General features: G+C 46.8%; 19 protein-coding genes. 6 read left to right on the top strand and 13 right to left on the bottom strand.

Going from position 1 to position 14,548, the window contains the following annotated elements; translation table 11 throughout:
* Window position 1: 1 nt before the first annotated feature.
* From HCN83_RS08390 to HCN83_RS08375, 4 genes are all read right to left on the bottom strand, one after another.
* Window positions 2-778 carry an ABC transporter permease gene (locus HCN83_RS08390; RefSeq protein ID WP_168006259.1) on the bottom strand — a complete coding sequence of 259 codons (777 nt, stop codon included), beginning with the start codon at window positions 776-778 and terminating at the stop codon, window positions 2-4.
* Window positions 775-1,716: an ATP-binding cassette domain-containing protein gene (locus tag HCN83_RS08385; protein ID WP_168006257.1), complete on the bottom strand. Its 942-nt coding sequence runs from the start codon at window positions 1,714-1,716 to the stop codon at window positions 775-777. Before HCN83_RS08385 ends, HCN83_RS08390 begins: the two co-directional genes overlap by 4 nt.
* Window positions 1,717-1,919: 203 nt before the next feature.
* Window positions 1,920-2,204 (bottom strand): hypothetical protein, encoded by a 285-nt coding sequence (locus HCN83_RS08380; RefSeq protein ID WP_168006255.1) that lies wholly within the window; start codon window positions 2,202-2,204, stop codon window positions 1,920-1,922.
* A gap of 97 nt (window positions 2,205-2,301) precedes the next feature.
* The gene (locus tag HCN83_RS08375; protein ID WP_168006253.1) at window positions 2,302-3,384 is read right to left on the bottom strand and encodes an acetamidase/formamidase family protein; all 1,083 of its coding nucleotides are present in this window, start codon (window positions 3,382-3,384) and stop codon (window positions 2,302-2,304) included.
* A 109-nt stretch (window positions 3,385-3,493) separates the two neighbouring features.
* Between HCN83_RS08375 and HCN83_RS08370 the strand changes: the two genes are divergently transcribed.
* The gene (locus HCN83_RS08370; protein ID WP_168006251.1) at window positions 3,494-3,856 is read left to right on the top strand and encodes a hypothetical protein; all 363 of its coding nucleotides are present in this window, start codon (window positions 3,494-3,496) and stop codon (window positions 3,854-3,856) included.
* Here the strand turns inward: HCN83_RS08370 and HCN83_RS08365 are convergent.
* Window positions 3,853-4,200 carry a DUF805 domain-containing protein gene (locus HCN83_RS08365; RefSeq protein ID WP_168006249.1) on the bottom strand — a complete coding sequence of 116 codons (348 nt, stop codon included), beginning with the start codon at window positions 4,198-4,200 and terminating at the stop codon, window positions 3,853-3,855. The genes HCN83_RS08370 and HCN83_RS08365 overlap by 4 nt on opposite strands.
* Window positions 4,201-4,364: 164 nt before the next feature.
* Between HCN83_RS08365 and HCN83_RS18745 the strand changes: the two genes are divergently transcribed.
* Entirely contained in the window at window positions 4,365-5,384 is a 1,020-nt protein-coding gene (locus HCN83_RS18745; protein WP_168006247.1) for a diguanylate cyclase domain-containing protein, read from the top strand.
* Window positions 5,385-5,509: 125 nt separating this feature from the next.
* Here the strand turns inward: HCN83_RS18745 and HCN83_RS08355 are convergent, their stop codons facing one another.
* Both HCN83_RS08355 and HCN83_RS08350 read right to left on the bottom strand, forming a co-directional pair.
* A complete protein-coding gene (locus HCN83_RS08355) occupies window positions 5,510-7,051 on the bottom strand; it encodes a S41 family peptidase (RefSeq protein ID WP_168006245.1) in 1,542 nt (513 codons plus the stop codon).
* Window positions 7,052-7,423: 372 nt separating this feature from the next.
* Window positions 7,424-8,071 (bottom strand): response regulator transcription factor, encoded by a 648-nt coding sequence (locus HCN83_RS08350; RefSeq protein WP_168006243.1) that lies wholly within the window; start codon window positions 8,069-8,071, stop codon window positions 7,424-7,426.
* A 456-nt stretch (window positions 8,072-8,527) separates the two neighbouring features.
* Here HCN83_RS08350 and HCN83_RS08345 point away from each other — a divergent pair, with 456 nt between their 5' ends.
* Together HCN83_RS08345 and HCN83_RS08340 are read left to right on the top strand one after the other, a co-directional pair.
* Window positions 8,528-9,802 (top strand): helix-turn-helix transcriptional regulator, encoded by a 1,275-nt coding sequence (locus tag HCN83_RS08345; RefSeq protein WP_168006241.1) that lies wholly within the window; start codon window positions 8,528-8,530, stop codon window positions 9,800-9,802.
* A gap of 15 nt (window positions 9,803-9,817) precedes the next feature.
* Window positions 9,818-9,955, top strand: coding sequence for a hypothetical protein (locus tag HCN83_RS08340; RefSeq protein ID WP_168006239.1), 138 nt, complete (start codon window positions 9,818-9,820; stop codon window positions 9,953-9,955).
* Window positions 9,956-10,048: 93 nt separating this feature from the next.
* Here the strand turns inward: HCN83_RS08340 and HCN83_RS08335 are convergent, their stop codons facing one another.
* The 3 genes from HCN83_RS08335 to HCN83_RS08325 are packed head-to-tail and all read right to left on the bottom strand — an operon-like array spanning window position 10,049 to window position 12,426.
* Window positions 10,049-10,456 (bottom strand): GNAT family N-acetyltransferase, encoded by a 408-nt coding sequence (locus HCN83_RS08335; RefSeq protein WP_168006237.1) that lies wholly within the window; start codon window positions 10,454-10,456, stop codon window positions 10,049-10,051.
* Window positions 10,457-10,460: 4 nt separating this feature from the next.
* Window positions 10,461-11,876 (bottom strand): hypothetical protein, encoded by a 1,416-nt coding sequence (locus tag HCN83_RS08330; protein WP_168006235.1) that lies wholly within the window; start codon window positions 11,874-11,876, stop codon window positions 10,461-10,463.
* Window positions 11,866-12,426, bottom strand: a complete 561-nt coding sequence (locus HCN83_RS08325) for an RNA polymerase sigma factor (RefSeq protein WP_168006233.1) — start codon at window positions 12,424-12,426, stop codon at window positions 11,866-11,868. The genes HCN83_RS08330 and HCN83_RS08325 overlap by 11 nt, the downstream gene beginning before the upstream one ends.
* Before the next feature lie 126 nt (window positions 12,427-12,552).
* On the opposite strand from HCN83_RS08325, the gene HCN83_RS08320 reads away from it, so the two are divergent.
* A complete protein-coding gene (locus HCN83_RS08320) occupies window positions 12,553-12,801 on the top strand; it encodes a hypothetical protein (RefSeq protein ID WP_168006232.1) in 249 nt (82 codons plus the stop codon).
* Here HCN83_RS08320 and HCN83_RS08315 read toward each other — a convergent pair.
* The 3 genes from HCN83_RS08315 to HCN83_RS08305 form a co-directional block, all read right to left on the bottom strand.
* Window positions 12,798-13,160: a hypothetical protein gene (locus HCN83_RS08315; protein WP_168006230.1), complete on the bottom strand. Its 363-nt coding sequence runs from the start codon at window positions 13,158-13,160 to the stop codon at window positions 12,798-12,800. The genes HCN83_RS08320 and HCN83_RS08315 overlap by 4 nt on opposite strands.
* Before the next feature lie 138 nt (window positions 13,161-13,298).
* Entirely contained in the window at window positions 13,299-13,898 is a 600-nt protein-coding gene (locus HCN83_RS08310; RefSeq protein ID WP_168006228.1) for a CHRD domain-containing protein, read from the bottom strand.
* 75 nt (window positions 13,899-13,973) lie between these two features.
* Entirely contained in the window at window positions 13,974-14,147 is a 174-nt protein-coding gene (locus HCN83_RS08305; RefSeq protein ID WP_168006227.1) for a hypothetical protein, read from the bottom strand.
* A 111-nt stretch (window positions 14,148-14,258) separates the two neighbouring features.
* On the opposite strand from HCN83_RS08305, the gene HCN83_RS08300 reads away from it, so the two are divergent.
* Window positions 14,259-14,498 (top strand): hypothetical protein, encoded by a 240-nt coding sequence (locus HCN83_RS08300; protein WP_168006226.1) that lies wholly within the window; start codon window positions 14,259-14,261, stop codon window positions 14,496-14,498.
* Window positions 14,499-14,548 lie beyond the last annotated feature (50 nt).

Below are 14,548 nucleotides of genomic sequence, written 5' to 3'. Positions count from 1 at the left end.
GCTATTCCCGGCTGAATGCCCGTCTGGCGCTGATGACCGACAGGCTGATCGTCACAACACACGCAGCTCCGACGACGAGAAAACCTGTTACGAGAGGCTGCCAAACCCAACCGTCAATCAGGACCGATCTCATACCTTCGAGTAAGTACGTAGTCGGATTAATCACCGCTGCCGTGCGGAGCCAGCCGGCCTCAATCAGTTCAAGCGGAACGAAGGTGGTACTCAAAAACAGCAGCGGAAAAAAGATAAGCGTTCCGGCCTGAGCGGCCTGTGCGTTTTTGGCTTTCAGCGCTACCGTTACTGAATAACCCGCAAATGCAAGACCCCATCCAACTGCAAATAATAATAAAACGAGAACGCCTCCAAGACCTGCTTCCACCTGTAACCCGAGCAGAAAGGCGAGCCCCAGAATCAGGCTCGTCTGCACAAGCAGCTGAAGCATCCCGGCTATAATCGGTCCGAGCACGATCGCAAGACGAGTCACGGGTGTTTGCAGAAGCCTGGCAAAATAACCGGATTCTAGGTCCCGCACGAGTTCCTGGCCCGCTCCGCCGGCTCCGCCGATTGCCGCTGAAACGATTGATACCGGCAGAATAAAAGACAAATAGTCGGCTCCTTCAAACTGCGGAAGCTGCGCGATTCCGCTTAAACCGCCTGTGTAGACGAATAAAAAGAAAACGGAAATAAACAAGTTCGGAAGGATCGTCAGCGGGTTTCGGAGCAGTACGACGATGCTTCTTTTTGTCAGCACATACGTATGAACGAAAAAGGCTTTCATGATGCCCCCTCCGAACTGCCTGTAACTTGGATAAACACATCATCGAGCGTCGGTTCCGCGACGGACAGCGCCGCAGGCTCCAATCCGAACTCCTGCAGCTCTCTCAAAATGACAGGCAGCGCAGCAGACGCTTTTTCTTCGGTGACACGAATGTCATTTTCAATTAAAAATACGTCGCGCTTGTTTAAAACTTCTCGTGCTTTCTTTGCTTCGGTTTCTGAGACAAACTGCATCGAGATCACATCTTTGCCAATCGACTGCTTTAATTCGGCAGGCGTGCCACCTGCGACAATTTTACCGCCGCTGATAATCTGAATCTGATCAGCCAGCTCATCAGCCTCTTCTAAATACTGGGTCGTTAAAAAAACGGTAGTCCCTTCTTCGCGGTTCAGCCTTCTAATTTCCTTCCAGATACTTTTGCGGTTAAGCGGGTCCAGTCCTGTTGTTGGTTCATCTAAAAATAATATCCCCGGCCGGTGAACGAGCGTCATCGCCAGATCGAGTCTTCGTTTCATTCCGCCCGAAAACTTTTTCGACGTACGGTCCGCCTCTTCCGTCAGACCGACGACCGCCAGCAGCTCTTCCGCTCTGAAGGATGCTTCTTTTCCTGATAAATGAAAGATTCGTCCCTGAAGTTCAAGCAGCTCTCTGGCTGTCAAATTTGAATCCAGACCTGTATCCTGCAACACAACCCCTATTTCCCAGCGTACCTTCTCCGGATCCTCATCCACATCGATTCCGCTGATCGTAACGGATCCCGAAGTGAGCCTGGACAGCGTCGTTAATACTTTTACTGTTGTAGACTTGCCTGCCCCGTTCGGGCCAAGAAAGGCAAAGCATTCTCCTTTACCTACAGTAAATGAAACATCGTTCACCGCTGTGAACTTATCTTTATACGTTTTAACGAGATGATCTACTACAATCGTTCCCTTTGTCATGGTCCACTCCGCCTTTCTTTCTGATTGACGCATGCCTGTCTATACCCCGAAACCGGGATAGAAAGTCCTTGTAAATGACGAAGTCTTCACAATTGCTAAAACATATGCAGGACAGGCATTTTATTGTCCTGAAATGCTGAGCAAGTGGCTTTAACAAGAAAAGAACCGTTCCTTTTAAAGGAGCGGTTCTTTTAATCCAGCTGCTATTTCATTCGGCCTGGCGGAAAATGGTTCGATACTGGTCGCATATCTGCTTTCGGCAGCATCAGCGACAACGATGCTGTAACAACACCTGCCGCGGCACCGACAGCCTGATAGGAAGCAAGCGTTCCGTGCACAACGTAATACATGCCTCCCTGAGCGGCATAAACAAGAACAATAAACATCCCAGCCCGAAATGCACGGGAACGGCGGTATTGCTTCTCACCTGCCAGCACGAACCATGCAGCAACGGCCACGAATAAAACCAAAGTCAAATACGGCAGCACAATAATCGTCCTCCTTCATGTATGCGTTTACATAAAGATAGCATACGATTATTAAATGCACACGCGACTTTAGGTCTGTTCTTCCTGCATATGGAAGTCAGCTTCTTTCAGGAAGAAATGCCTCTTTAGGAATCGCCATATGCATGCCTTTATTTTCATTAACCACCTGTGTAATCTGCAAATCACCTGCTACTGCAAGGAACGAATAAGCCTCGCGCCGGCTTTTCTTATAGTACTTCTCAAGAAAGTCGATCGCAGCCAGCGAAGCCTGCCTTGCAGCCTCTTCCAGATTTTCGTGAAAGGCATGGATGAACCAGTGTTCATCCGTTTCCAGAATAGGCTGAGTAAATGAGAAATCTTTTCGAACGGTAACGCGCAGCAGGGTATTAACTGAAGCCTCCACCCCGGTTCCGTCCAGTTCGCTGTCCCCCTGAGCCAAATGAGCGTCTCCGAGTGACAGAAGCGCTCCTTTATTAAATACAGGGTAATACATCGTCGTATCAGCTCCGATCCGCCAATTATCAACGTTCCCCCCAAAATGTCCAGGCGGAATGGTGCTGAATTTCCCGTCCTGCGCCGGTGCCGTGCCCATCGTGCCCATATGAATGCGTGCAGGCACCTGCATATGCTGCATCGTTTCCTCCCTTGTGACCTCATCAGGCTTCAGGATGCGGCCGTTCACATTGTAAGACCCGGGGTACTGATAACCGAAAGCAGGAGTCAGCCACTGCCCTTTATCATCTATTTTATAGATCGTAACCCGCTCTTGTTCGTGCATTTCCACCTCATTAAAAAGATAGCCCCACGGCGCAGACAAATTTGATCCATACGGATTGCGGGGTTCCATATCCATAATCTGCACTTCCAGGATGTCACCCGGTTCTGCTCCCTCGACGTAGATTGGGCCCGTTAATAAATGCGGACCTGGAGCTCGCTCGTCTTCCGGAATTTCTTCATAAATTTTACGTATTCCGTCATCCATCATGACATCCGGCGCATCTCCAGCATGATGTGTGACTGTTTCAACGTATACAAAATCTCCTGACTTTACGGTAATGGACGGGGAAAGAGAACGGTCCCAGTGACCCCAGTGTACCGTATCAGGTGTTGCCTCAAGTGAGTGTATCGAAGCATCCTTAATGGAGGATGCCAACGAAGATTTAAATGGAGAATATCGCAATTCCAGCCACGCTCCTTTTATGGTGATATACAACTCTTTTCCCTGAAAAAAGAACTCGGTAAACACATAGCGGCATGCTATGATATAAGAAAAAGAGGAGCTAATAAGAATGATGAAGCGACTGATCCCCGGATTGATTCTTCTGCTTGCTGCATGCAGCCCTGAAGCAGAGGCAGAGGAAGTTACTTCCGGAAGTGAACCCGAAACGGTCAACGCATATTTACAGGAGCTCGAGGATCCTGGTATCTATTTATTTCACGAAGAAGAATCAGGCTATTTTATTACAATAGACCGCCCTGCACCAGTTGAACTGAAAACAGAGATGGAAGAGGATCTTCTCCTCCTCCAGCTGGAGCCGGCTGATGAAGGGAAAACGTCTGCTGTTTATCGCATTTCCATGAATGGAGTGAACGCCATAGAACTGACCGAGAACGGTGAATCGATGTTTTTTACCGAAATTTCAGGCTTTTAACCTGATTTCGGAGAAGGACCGAAGTCATTGGTGCCAGCTTCAGAATCAAGTGCTGCAAGGATGGCAAACAAAAAGACACCCAGCACCGGCACAAAGCTGACGAGTACAAACCAGCCGCTCCTTCCTGTGTCATGCATCCTTCGCACCCCGACTGCCAATGTCGGCACGACGATTGCGATGGAGTAAAGACCGGTAAGCAGCGGTGTGATTCCCGCTGCTTCCTGAATGATGACTAATGTAAGCATAATGAGCAGGTTCACAAGAGTGAACATCCAGTATTCTTTTCGTCTTGCTCTGCCTGTGAAGTCCGCATAGCGGGATAAAACTTGTGTATACCAGTACATGCTCAGCCTCCTGATTCGTGGGTATTTGTACTTATTCACGGTCGTTCATTCGCTAAAACTAATAATAGTCCTGCATATATTGTACCGTCACTCATTCTATAGTATGATATAATTCGAACGAATAACCAGATGGTTTCCATCCCCTATTTGTCAGGAGGGATTACGTGCCTTTTGTAAAAGAAGCCCCAAAACATCACCAGCTGCTAATCCAGCACGACTTTACGCAAATCATTTTCAGCGCCTGGGTGACTCACTTTATTATGATTTTTGTCTTTATTATTTACAGCGTTCCTTCTTTAGTTGTGATCAATGCACTCAGTCTCGCGCTGCTGACGACAATGTTTTTTTTCAACATGATGAAACGTCCTGTCTGGACATTTTTAATTATGTTTACTCAGACTTCCGTCCATGTTATGTACGGATCGTTTCTGCTGGGCTGGTCGGTAGGTTTCTTTTATTATTTGTTTATCTTTCCGATTCTTGCTTTACTTATTTTAAGAAAATCGCAAATGATCTTCCTGATTGGGGTTATTATGCTGCAGTTTTTATTCGTTTACTTCGCTACCCCCGAATATACAGCGCTGCTGCCGGAGCTTTCCCAGCGCGTGCTCGGCGCGATCAACCTGTTCGGCGTTTTAATCATTGTAACGTTTGTATTTTATTTATTCAAAGCAACGAACGACGATATTCTTGACGAGCTGCACGATCAGTCTATCCATGATGAGCTCACAGGTCTCTTTAACCGGCGGAAAATGACAGCCCTTTTAGAAGACGCAGTGAGTCGACACCATGACGGGATCGTTCTCCTGATCGATATGGATGACTTTAAACGGATTAATGACACATACGGTCATGATGTAGGCGATAAAGTGCTTATTATGGCTGCCGGCGTCTTTCGTTCATCGCTTCCGGAAAGTGCGAAAGCAGCTCGCTGGGGCGGGGAAGAATTTTTAATCTATCTGCCGGAAACTAAAAAAGAGGATGTCGAACCGTTGTTTCAAAAACTGCTAGTGCAGTTTCGCAGCAAATCACCCGATCTGCCGCTTTCCTTTACCGGCGGTGCTTCTCCGCTCTTATCAAGCGTACAGGAAACGCTGACGGCAAGCGACCGGGCTCTTTATCATGGGAAAGCGCTCGGGAAAGAACGACTGGAAAATTACTCGTCCCATTCTTCCTCAAGCTGAAACTGAATAAAGCATGTAAAAAGCACTGAGCAAAGAGGTGATGCCACCCTTTCTCAGTGCTTTAATCATTTAAAGTCCGCGATCGGAGTCCGGATAAACGAATAGCCCGCGGATCGATTCAACCGTCAATCATTACTCCCGTAAAGACGCTCGGTAAGCGCGAGCGTAAAATCCAGTTCATCACCAGGCAGCACCCACAGGTCAGGCTCAATGCCAATGCCTTCTCTCCCAAATAAAGCCGGATGCACATTCATGGATGATGGCAGGTTAAACTGGATCCGTGAATGCGGCAGCTCTGCCTGCATGCCGGCCTCGCTCATAAAATTGCCGTGTGACGGTGTGCCGATCAGCGTAACGTTGTCCGCATCGGTCATCACAGAAAGCATCCATTCCGCAGCCGAACCCGTGCGTTCATCCATTAATACATATACCGGCGTATCGCTGTCTGGTTCTTCAAAGCGGCCGCTGTCCATATGAACCGTCGGATCTCTCGGAAATTCATACTGATCAAAGGCTCTGTATAATCCTTCCCAGTCATACCCCTGATCAGCCCAGAACTGCCGCTGCGGGCCGACGAGGCTGTGAAGGGTATTGGTAATCAGATGGAATGAATCGATGCTGTGCAGATAGCCCCCGAGAAGCTCCTGCGCCCACTCTACGGCATATCGAGTATGGCCGCCGCGATTGGATCGGATATCAATCACTGCAGCTTCTGCTTCATCCAAGTCAATAATCCGGTCCAGCCTTTCATCGAACGACAGCGGATCGTCATCAGCAACAAAGAGCGTATCAATCCGCGCCAGCCAGGTTTTGTCCTTCCATTCAGTGATATAACCGTCCCGGTTGACAATTTCTGCGTCCGTTGGCGTTTTCAACTCTTCCGACCACGAGCGCTCTGTTGATTCAAACATCCACCTGGAAGCCTCTTCCCCATAGTAACCGGGAATGTAAACAATGGACCCGGAATCATCCAGAGACGGTACGAGATAATCGTCCGGATTTTCACCGTTGATCGAGAGCAGCCTCTCCCCGTTATCCGTAATGTACCGCCCGTTTTCTATGTACACATGAAGTTCCGCGTAGTTGAATACATATGGCCGCCCCTGAAGATTCCGCCCGTCGACCATGACATGCTGATCCGTAATAAATGCGTAGCTTTTTCGCAGCTCCTGCGCAAATTCCTGCCTCGGCGTCTCTTCGTCTGCCTCTGAAACCCAGCCGAGCAGCTCGTCATGTGCTTCCAGAAACACGTCTTCCCCGTAATAATCAAATGGCGCATACCCGTACCGAAATGCTTGTAAAAACGCTTCAGCATCAGCTTCCATCTCTTCTCGCGACATTTGCACCAGATAGTCAAATGTTGGAATGAGTGCTTCGCGGCCCTCTTCATCGAGTTCATCAATTGCAGACGAAGAAAATCCCGGAGCATACGTACTGATGTCAGAATCAGATCGCTCCGGGCGGTCTTCGATGAGTCGCTCCAAAATCTCAGCATCTGATTCGTTAAAGGGGCCCTGCTGCTTGAATGTGTCGAGGAGGGGACTTGCTGCCTCTCTGGAAAAATCAAGTTTTCCGTGCAGATTTTCTGGCTCCGGCAGCGGTTCTGCTTCTTCTGTACAGCCTGCAAGAAGCAGGATAAGCAATACGGCGCCTAGTCGTTTCATCATTCCCCACCTCCTCTTTTCCCTGACATAAGTTTACCATTCCGGAGAAGGAAACGCCCGGCAATTTTAAGCGTATGATTAAAATAGCGAGCTTCTCTGCTTTTTTAAGCGCAAAACACTTGGCTTTCATAACCGGTCACGCCGCGAAAGCTAAAAGACAGAGGCGTTTTACTACCAGCAGAAGAGCTTGTTCGCAGCTATTGAACACTGACGAACGCTTTGGATCAAAAGGTTATGCTTTCAGGGTCCCGGTTAATCAATAAACGGTAAAAGTTAAATTCGTTCTCTCCAATATTTCTGTTCAGTCTGAAACGTTCGATACTTCATTTCTCAAACAAAAAAAGCACGGCCGGGGGCAGGCCGTGCCGCACACCATCAGCGGACGGAGAGAACCCAGCCACGCTTGATGCACTCTGTTATAACTGCCGTTCGGCAGGTAACATTCATCTTCCGATAGATTTTACTTAATGTTGTGTTTACCGTTGAGTGTGCTTTGTATAAATCTTCGCTGATCTGTTTCGTATCGCTTCCGTCAAGTATAGCCTGAAGCACCTCGATTTCCTGAGGCTTAAAGCTGTCACGGATGTCTGCGCCGTTAAGCTCAATCCGGCTAAGCCGCTTTTTCTTTTCTTTCAGGTTGCTGATACGAACTGCAAGGAGCGCGGAAATATCCGGTTCCACATGCGGGAGCTGATTTATGACAGCCTCTCGCATAGCCGATGGAAATGACATAGCGTACTTCGCAGACAGTACGATCGGAGCGTAGTTTTGCATATCCAGTATTTGGTCAGGGGTTACCGGGGAAGTTAAAATAATCATCTTTTGTTCACCAGGGTAACCGGCCTTGAGAACGTCTCGCTCTTCGTCTGTCAAACCGGACGGATGAAGCAGATAAATGACATGAACCGGTCTTGCAAGTTGTTCAAGCACTGGTGTCACCGTCTGCTGGCAAACATGCACCTGTCTGTCTTCGTGAACGGACTGCAAATACGTCACCTTTATTGGGGAAACCGTTTCAATCATGATACATCCTCCTCCTGCGGCGAAATAGAAACGCCTGTCTGTATATTTAAATGTACCGTATCCTGCCGGTTTCCGGTATTGAGAAAGTCACGGGAAGTTTTCAGTCAGATAGGTCTTTTTAAAGCACCCTTTTTCAACCTTTTTGAGAAACAGCATTTAAATTGAATGCATTATCCATTATATTGAACATAAACGGAGGATAGTTCAGTAAAATGAATGTAATAGTGTGATAATCCCTGATTATCCCAGAAAAATACTGGTATTATCTATAAAATAGGGAGAAAAATCCGGCAGAAAAGCAGTCGACTCGAACGAACAATTAGAGTAACGTAGTATAGTAGAAGAGCATATGCCGTCTTAATAGGTATATTTCTCAACTTTGAGGAAAAACAGCTCGTATAAGCGAAGCTTAAGGACCTATTTTCTCAATGGAGTATGGGGGAGGATTATACTAAAATGAGAATAGACATAAATATGGACCAGGATATTGGACGCATGGTGGCCTCCCGGCGTATTCAAACGTCAGTCACGCAGGAGGAACTAGCCTCTGGCATTTGCTCCATTCCTTATTTGAGCAAGCTGGAGAATAATAAACTGACCAATCCTAATCCTGAAACTGTCGAACTGCTGCTGGAACGTCTGGATGTTGATTACGACTATTTCCGGCGAGTACAGGCAGATTCTGTCCGCACCATCCAGAAGCTTTACAAAAGCATAAACAATAAGCGTATGAAAACCGCTGAGAAACAGTGGGAAACACTCTCACAATACGCAAAAGAGCATCCACTGCTTGCAGTAAATGCTGATTTTCTATTAATTCAGTTTCGCTATGAATTATTCAAGTGGGACATGAAAGCTGCTGACAAAACGAAAAAAAGGCTTGATGAACTGAGTAAAACCCTCAGTGAATTGCAGCAGTTTTACTTCAACTACTTTATTGGACTATATGCTTCTATGAATTACAATTTAGTAGAAGGTGTTCGAACAATGGAGCACTCACTTGCCATTGGTAAAAGTCTCAATATTAAAGACGAATTTCTTTTTTATCACATAGCACTTTCATACAGTTTATTAGGCTCTTCATCTCTTGCTCTATTTTATGCTAAAGAAGGATTAGTAATCTTTCAGGAGAATTTAGAACAAGAACGGGTGATAGATACCTTTTCATTATTGGGGATTTGTTACATTCGCCTTAGACAGTATAAACAAGCTGAAGATATCTTTGACAAAGTGCTTGATCTCTCAGCAGAAAAAGAGTCTGATAGTCTACTCAGTATGACGTTTCATAATAAAGGGTATCTTTACTCACACAAGGGTGACTCCGAATTAGCAATTCAATATTACGAGAAAAGTTTAAAATATCAAGTTGAACATTCGGATAAATATTTTAATACTTTGTTTTTTATGGCTAAAGAATATATTAAATCCAATAATATTGAAAAAGCTAAAGAGGTTATCGATAGTGACCGTGAGAGGCTTAATGAACCATTATCCGAAATTAAACTTCAAATGGAAATGCTGCGAAGAAAAATTGGAAACAATCCTGAATCTTCTGTTCATTATATCGAAGAAATCGTCTTTCCATTCTTAGAAACGAAACCTAATTCTAAACTTATGACCGAAGCTTGTTTGCAGATTGGTGAAGCTTATGAGAAGCTGTTTAAGTACAAAGCGAGCAGCCAGTTTTATAAAAAGGCAATCGACTTATATTCTGATATTGAATTATTTTAAGGAGGTGAGTGTATAATGAAAAAAGGACAAAAGTTTCTTTTAGGAGTAGCAGTTTCGTTTGCTCTACTATTCACCGCTATGCCTGCTTCTGCAGTTGAACTAAATCAAACTAATAACGACTTCTCTCCAACTGCAGCACATCCAGATTGGTAAAACTACTTCAACTATCCTCTCTGATTTACTTATTGGAGAGGGTATTTATTTTTACTAGAAAAGGGCCTGCGATTTAATGTCGCAGGCCCTTTTCTAGTATTCCCTCTTCACAATAAATCCGTTTTCTACTTTCTCGAATCCTGCTTTTGGATAATAGTCCATGGCTTCGGGGGCGGATAAAAGAACCAGTGCGGTCTGTGGGCCAATGGCTTGTTTGACACGGTCGATCAGTTCTTTGCCTATTCCGCTGCTTTGATGGTCCTTCTTCACGGCGAGATCGGACAAGTAGCAGGCATAGGAAAAATCGGTCAAGCACCTCGCAATCCCTACTAACTCTCCCCCGACTCTTGCGCTTACCGTAAGCTGTGCTTCTTCCAGCATCCTCCCCATTCTTTCTAAATCGTTTACCGGGCGGCGAATGCCGGAAGAGCGGAACACGTCCGCCATGTCTTCCGGGTTTATAGTTCCATTTACTTCGTAGCTAATCTTCTGTTGCTTCATTTCATCACTCCTGCTCGGAAATTAATTTTGCCTGATCTGTAATTATTTCGGCAAGACTGAAAAAAGTTCCTCCATTATAATCTTCGTAGTCAGAATAAGACAGCGTCATATATCTTTCTCCGTCCAATTCGTACAGTAAAAAGTATGCGTGATAGTTCCCTTCAGAAGCTTCACTATAATAAGAGAAACTTTTGCCATCATCCACCTCCAACGCTTCACGATGTTCTTCTTCTACTGGAAACGTTTCTTCAAAAATGTCAGAGGGATCGCTCTCAGGAAAATTCTCATTCAGTTTTATCAGCGAGAGGAAGCTGTATTCGGATTGAGCAGGTAACGTGATTCTCTTTTCCGTCATCGATTCATGCGAGAACAGTTCATACTCAGCATCTTCCGGAATATAAGTGGAAAGACCAAGTTCTTCACTGGCCATTAAACGAAAAGTCTGCTCCTGATAGTCGGATGCCCCTGACCGCCTAGCCATGTCCACCGATTCAGGCCTGTCTATATCAGGATGAACTGCTCCTTCTGATCCTGGAATCACGAATCCCACATCATTAAATCCAAAAAACATGAGCGTGTACCAGGTATTTTTTCTGAGTTCCGGCTGATCTAGTTCATACACTGCCTTAAGAAAAATGTCATGTCCATAGAGCTCTGTCTCCACAATATCGATAAATTCGTTGTCTGTTTCGCTGATAAAGCTGTAAAACGATGCCTCTTCCTCTTCAATCGGGATAATACCTGCATGAGGCGAGCGGACATCTTCATCATGAAGCTTTCTTAACACTTGAGAAAGGGTATAGGAAGTTGACTCGGAGTAGCGAAAGGAGAGCATCTCCTGCTTCTGCTCTTCTGCTTCCGCTTGATCCGCGTCGGGATGAATCACGAGTAATTCCAGTTTGCCGCCGTCTACTTCGTGCGTGAGCTTGGAAAGCGGTCCTGCCTGCTCAACCTGAAATGGTTCTTCGTCTGGCAGGGAGAATAAAAGATCATTCCCTCCTTCCATGTCTACTGAATAGCTTTCCGTATCTCTTCGATCAATCCCGCGATTAAATATGCTCCCGAGCATCGCGTCATTTTCTCCAATTAAGGATAGATCCACCGGCGGTCCATCATACGGCAATGACTCCAGATCATCTTCCGGCATTTCTGAATTTTCATCCGGAACGGGCGTTTCCTGCTCGTCATTCGTATCAACGGGAGCGGGCTGAAGGTCGATGACCGGAAGCAGCAAAACGGCCGAGATGCTCGCAGCGGCAACGGCCCCTGTAAAGACCGCACCGGTTAGAAAACGAGAAGGCTTTGCTGGAGGTTCCGATTCTATCGTTCCTGATTTGAATGCTTGCAGGCTCTGCTTTTTTGCTTCGTCACGAAGTTCAGGCTGATGCTCTTTCAATGCCTGGCGTAGTTCATGATCCATGCGCTTCCCCTCCTTCCCTGAGCTCTGCGGCAAGCTTCTTTTTGGCTCGACGGTACAATGCTTTCACAGAGAGCATTGATTTTCCCATAACCGCGGCAGTCTCTTTCGTTGAGAAATCTTCCATCAGCCTAAGATGCAGTACTTCCTGATAGTCAGATGGCAGTCCGTTTATCAGCTCGGCAATATCCGCAACAGCGCTTTGCTGAACCACTGTTTCCTCCGGGCTGTCAGCAAAGCCGGAGGCCGCTTCCAGCACTTGCGCTTCTGTCGGTACCGCACGATGCTTTACGGTACGCGACCTGTAGTAATCTGTCAGTGCGTTGCGTGCAATCCGGTACAGCCACGTCTTAAACGATGCTTTCTCCTGAAACGACGGCAAGTGCTTCGCTGCCTTGAAAAAGACATCCTGGAGCAGCTCCTCTGCATCCATACGATTAGACGTTTTTGCATATATGTATCGGTACAGGCCATCAGCATGTCGTTCATGCAGGTTCTCCAGCGCCTCCTGTTCCCCCTGCAAAATCCGCTGGACCAGTTCTTCATCTGTCATAGCTCTCCCCCCCTATTGTCTCTTTATGTATACAGACGAAACCCGGAGGCAGACAGGTCCGCTCCGGGCGCAAATTAGTTGAATATGGTATGATGCGTTCAGCAAATAGTAAAGGCGGTGGTTTACGTGCGACTGCTTTGGATCCTTGGCACGTGGCTGTCAGCCGCTGTCGTACTCACACTAATTCTGGAACAGGCGGACAGTGCCATTCACCATGAATGGATTTTGCTCACACTCGCTGCAGCTGCAGCCGGGCTGTTCTGCTATACGAAATGGTCCCGTTCGAATCTTCTCTGGGATTTAGCCTGGCTTACTCTTGCCGTGATCGGATTCGTGTCCGCGGTAACGCTGATTGGCATGCTTCCTGCTCCTTAAAACTGCGGGTGCTTTTCCGGAGGCGCTTCAGGAGGCCGTCGTTTACTAAACACGAGCACGAGCCCCGCCGCTACGGCAGTCGTGACGATAAAAGGAAGGATAAGAAGCGCATACATTTCCTCTGTTACCATGTAGACGTTGCTGAGAGGAGCAGCATCTGCGACAGAGCTCGCCGCTTCCCGGTCCGCCTCCAGTGCCAGCCGTCTAGTTCGGCCCGTGATGTAAAAAATGGAGGCGGCAATGACAGCCATAAAGCTTGGAATAAAGAGATACCAGCGCTTCCTGAGCAGGATGAATGGATAAATAACGGCAAAGCTCAGCAGCATATAAACGATAAACAGAAGCAGAATGGTTCCCATCTTACGTTCCTCCTTCAGGTAGTAATCGGTTCATACTCTCCCGCATTCTTCTTCTATTTTCGCATGTTTTTGCTGCTTCTGCATCAGAAGAAATAATAAAAAACAGCTCCGGGCTGACATAGCCGGAGCTGTCTGGCATTACGCCTCTGCTTTTTTACAACGGCTAAGCATCAGGCCGCCGCCTGCTGCTGCGGTCAGGAGACCAATCATGGCATAAAGAGGACCGGACCCTGCAGTATCAGGCATCATGTCTCCTTCTTCCTCTTCTTCATCCATCAGCTGGCCGCGAATTTCACCATCCGGAAATGCTTCGGTGTGTACATTTACATAAATATCTCCGGCTACAAGTGCCATCGAAAACTCTTCCCACGACAAGTCACCGACTAGATCATCTTCAGTGAGCGTGCCGGAAGCGATCTCACCGTCGTAATCCATTGCTTCGTCATTTTCAAACAGGAAGAGTTCCACCGGTCCATCTTCCCCTTCCGGTCCGCTGTGCAAGTGCCCTGCTACTGCACCCTCCAGCTCATAAGCGCTCAGGCTGAAGTCAAGTGATTCACCGTCTTCACTGACATTGACTACTGCCGATCCTTCTGCCTCACTGTTAACCTCCATCGTTTCCGCTTCAGGTGTCAAATCTGCTGTAAACGTGCGTCCCTCGTGCGCGGCCGATGCTGAACCTGCTGCAGCACTAAAAGCAAACAATGCGGCTGTCGACATAAGTAATCCTTTTTTCATTCCATAACGCCTCCTGTTTAAAAGTTGAGAAGCAAGCTTCCCTGCTTAAGTAAACGAAGGCGTTTTCTATTTGGATCACTTTTTTTCACTTTTTTTTAGTTGTGCCAGCTCATGTTCGATACGATCCAGCTGAGCGGCAGATTTCTTTCGCCATTTAACCAGCAGAATGAGCGCAACCACGGGCACGATCAGGAGCATTGCCAGTACTATAAATGCGGCTAGCTGATAAAGTGCGTTAATCCATTCCATCTACCCACCTCCAATTCCATATACTATCATTTATTAGTTGTCAGAAACACCTGGCCTGCACGTTGTGATATGATCAGAAACAGGCACTTTCCCAGATTAGTAAAGCAGGTGATGACACTGGATCGAATCGTAACGATACTGGCAGGAATCATGATTATACTTGTACTGCTCAGCATGCTGACTCCGTTCTATTTGCCGGACAGCGTCTACTTTTTTATTCTCTTTTTGTTCAGCGGACTATATGCGTATACCAAGCTGAAGCGGGACCGTACCTCCTTTTTCGGATGGCTGCTCGCGGTGCTGGCATTTGTTTCGTTTGCCGTACTGATCCGCATTTTGCTGCCGCTTTAAATGCATTTTTCGATGCAGCAGCTTTTTTTCTAGTTTTAGTAAACTGGATG

This window comes from Alkalicoccus luteus, assembly GCF_012034335.1.
Lineage (GTDB): Bacteria > Bacillota > Bacilli > Bacillales > Salisediminibacteriaceae > Alkalicoccus > Alkalicoccus luteus_A.
This window is presented reverse-complemented; position numbering and strand designations above follow the sequence as displayed.